4 protein-coding genes are annotated in these 3356 nt (G+C 48.9%); all 4 read left to right on the plus strand.

The window, feature by feature from the left end; translation table 11 throughout:
• Positions 1-659 precede the first annotated feature (659 nt).
• The gene (locus K4305_RS12090) at positions 660-1031 is read left to right on the plus strand and encodes a GxxExxY protein (protein WP_331562737.1); all 372 of its coding nucleotides are present in this window, start codon (positions 660-662) and stop codon (positions 1029-1031) included.
• 1221 nt (positions 1032-2252) lie between these two features.
• Positions 2253-2483 carry a DUF433 domain-containing protein gene (locus K4305_RS12095; protein ID WP_331562738.1) on the plus strand — a complete coding sequence of 77 codons (231 nt, stop codon included), beginning with the start codon at positions 2253-2255 and terminating at the stop codon, positions 2481-2483.
• Positions 2480-2833, plus strand: coding sequence for a DUF5615 family PIN-like protein (locus tag K4305_RS12100; protein ID WP_331562739.1), 354 nt, complete (start codon positions 2480-2482; stop codon positions 2831-2833). The genes K4305_RS12095 and K4305_RS12100 overlap by 4 nt, the downstream gene beginning before the upstream one ends.
• Before the next feature lie 248 nt (positions 2834-3081).
• The coding region (locus tag K4305_RS12105) for a hypothetical protein (protein ID WP_331562741.1) at positions 3082-3356 on the plus strand (275 nt) is incomplete at its 3' end.

Here is a 3356-nt window from a genome sequence, read left to right on the forward strand (position 1 = left end):
CGTGCCAATCCGTGGGCAAAACTCTTCCTCTTCAATCTTTCTGTGTAAATCCGTTCCCAATCAGCGGGAACCGCGCTCTTCCTCTTATGGCTTGATAGCCCGACACCTCAATAGCCCAAAAGCATAACGCAACCACCTGATAACCCCTCATCCATAAATCCGTGCCAATCCGTGCCAATCCGTGGGCAACTCTTGCTCCTCTCTTCAATCCCTCCCTAATCCGTACTTCAATCAGCGGGAACCGCGTTCTTCATCTTATGGCGAGATACCCCGACACCTCAATAGCAGAAAAACTCAACACAACCTCCGGTCAACCCCTCATCCAAAAAAAATCTGTGCCAATCCGTGCCAATCCGTGGGCAACTCATGCTCCTCTCTTCAATCCCTCCCTAATCCGCATTCAATCAGCGGGAACCGCGTTCTTCCTCTTCTTGCCGGAAAGCGAGACAGCATGATAGCACAATGTCAAGAAAGCCTAACCCAATCTCACGCTCTTCAATCCGAGCCAATCCGAGAAAATCTGTGGGCAAACCTCTTCCTTCCCCGACTCCAGACTTCCGATTCCAATCCGTTGGCCAACATCTTCCTCCTTCAATTCCAAAGTTTCCGATATTACGTAATAAATAATACATTGAACTGAAAGCTAAGCCAGTCAGAATATGGACATCCTCTACAAAAACGAAACATACAACATCATCGGAGCGGCACAGGAAGTACACCGCACACTCGGGCACGGCTTTCTCGAACCAATCTATCAGGAAGCACTCGCCATCGAAATGACCAATCGCAAAATACTTTACCACAAAGAAAAAGAACTCGATATAACCTATAAAGACCAGATACTCACCAAGCGCTACATAGCTGACTTCATATGCCACGACGCTATCATACTTGAAATAAAAGCCCTTAACCGATTAACCAAAGAACACGAAGCCCAGCTACTCAACTATCTCAGTGCCACCAAACACAAACTCGGCCTCCTCATAAACTTCGGACAACCATCACTGGCAGTAAAAAGAATCATACTCTAAATCCATATCATCCATAACCATCACAACCAATCCCTTCGAACTACCGATATGTCACCCCTCCGCAGCCAAACTTCCAACCCAAGCTCTTCCATCCGTGCTAATCCGCATTCAATCAGCGGGAACCGCGTTCTTCCTTTTCATGGCTGGATAGCGAGATAGCTGGATGGCTCAATAGCCGAAAAGCTCAACACAACCCCCGATCAACCCACATCCAACAATCCGTGCCAATCCGTGAAAATCCGTGGGCAAAAATCTTCTTCTTCAATTCTTCGGGCTACCGGTCCACCGCTAAACTCCCGACCCACGCTCTTCCATCCGTGCTAATCCGTTTTCAATCAGCGGGCACCGCGCTCTTCCTCTTCTTGCCAGATACCCCGACACCTCAATAGCCGAAAAGCTCAACACAACCACCCGGTAACCCCACATCCAAAAATCCGTGCCAATCCGTGCTAATCCGTGGGCAACTCTTCCTCTTCAATCTCCCTGTCCACCGCTCACATCCCGGACTTGCAAGTTGAGCTGCAAAACAACGTCCCCTAAAACCATCCACAATCTTCCATCCGTGCTAATCCGCATTCAATCAGCGGGAACCGCGTTCTTCTTCTTCTTGCCAGATACCCCGACACCTCAATAGCAGAAAAACTCAACACAACCTCCGGTCAACCCCTCATACAAAAAAAATCTGTGCCAATCCGTGCCAATCCGTGGGCAAAACTCCTCCTCTTCAATCTCCTGTCCACTGCCAACCGCACACATCCATGGCTACAAGTTGAGCTGTAAAACAACGTCCCCTAAAACCCCCTAAAACCTGTCTGACACACCAAGTAGGGGACAGACCCTGATATTCCTCTTTTCAATCCATGAAAATTCGTGGGTAACATCTTCCTCTTCAATTCCTCCGTGCCAATCCGTGGGCAAAACTCTACCTCTTCAATCCCCACGGCCCCTACGGGCCGAAACCCATAAATAGGGGGGGGGGAGAGGCACCATCCCCGGAATACAAACATGCCGCCCCTACGGGGCTGAAGACCCGGGCCTTCAGTCCACAGCACACAATCCAACTCCAGACTCCCGGGCGCCCAAGCGCCAGTCTTCCATCCACAGGCAACCTGAAGCGGACTTCGAAATAATCAGGAAATAGCGCTTGTTGCATGGGTTGGTCAATATATATATTGGTACAAGAGAGTTACGAATTCAGGTTAACACTCAGAACGCAACCCAATGCAAAACATAGACCGTATAACCATTGATCCGGATATTTGTCATGGAAAGCCATGTATTCGCGGGATGCGGTATCCTGTAGAAAATATACTTGAGTGGCTCGCAGGTGGAATGAGCATCGATGACATTCTGGGTGACTATGAGGATCTTCAGAGAGACGACATACTCGCTGTTCTTGCTTATGCCGCTCGTCTGGCTCACATCAAGAGTATCAAGGGATTCGCCGCATGAAATTTCTTGTGGATGCTCAGCTTCCGCGTCGTTTCTGCAATTGGTTACGCGAAAATGGCCACGATGCGCTGCATACCCTCGATCTGGATTCGGGTAATCGAACAACGGATGCTGAAATTGCCCGTATTGCAGATAGTGATGAACGTATCGTTGTCACGAAAGATGAAGACTTCGTACAATCGTACCTTTTACGAAATACACCTCAACGGTTGATGCTGGTCGCTTCAGGTAACATTGGCAATGCCGAGCTTGAACGATTGATTACAGCCGCGATGGCAGATATAGAAGAAGCTTTCAAATCAGCCCGTTTCATTGAGATCAGTAATAAGTCATTGCTAATCCATGAATAATAAACCATAATACAAGCCAATCCGTGGGCAACATCTTTCTCTTCAATCCTCCGGGCATCCGGCTCACCGCCCACCGCCTACGTCCCACAATCTTCCCATCCGTGCCAATCCGCATTCAATCAGCGGGAACCGCGTTCTTTTTTCTTCATGGTTTGATAACCAGACAGTTGGATGGCTGGATAGCTGAAGATTTTGAAACAATTTCCGGTCACTCTCATCCAACAATCCGTGCTAATCCGTGAAAATCCGTGGGCAAAAAAATCTTCCTCCCCAATCCGAACTCTTCCGACCCACAACCCACAGCCCCCGACCCACGCTCTTCAATCCGTGAAAATCCGTACTTCAATCAGCGGGAACCGCGTTCTTCCTCTTCATGGCTGGATAGCGAGATAGCTGGATGGCTCAATAGCCAAAAAGCTCAACAGAACTACCCGATCTCGCCCGCATCCATAAATCAGTGTACATCCGTGAAAATCCGTGGGCAAAAATCTTTTCTCTTCAATCCCCCGGGCTTCCGGCCCAC

Source organism: Chlorobium sp. (assembly GCF_036528655.1).
Lineage (GTDB): Bacteria > Bacteroidota > Chlorobiia > Chlorobiales > Chlorobiaceae > Chlorobium.

Excerpts from the sequence above, each read along its gene's own strand:
- K4305_RS12090 (WP_331562737.1), top strand. The coding sequence starts at position 660 with ATGGACATCCTCTACAAAAACGAAACATACAACATCATCGGAGCGGCA.
- K4305_RS12095 (WP_331562738.1), top strand. The coding sequence starts at position 2,253 with ATGCAAAACATAGACCGTATAACCATTGATCCGGATATTTGTCATGGA.
- K4305_RS12100 (WP_331562739.1), top strand. The coding sequence starts at position 2,480 with ATGAAATTTCTTGTGGATGCTCAGCTTCCGCGTCGTTTCTGCAATTGG.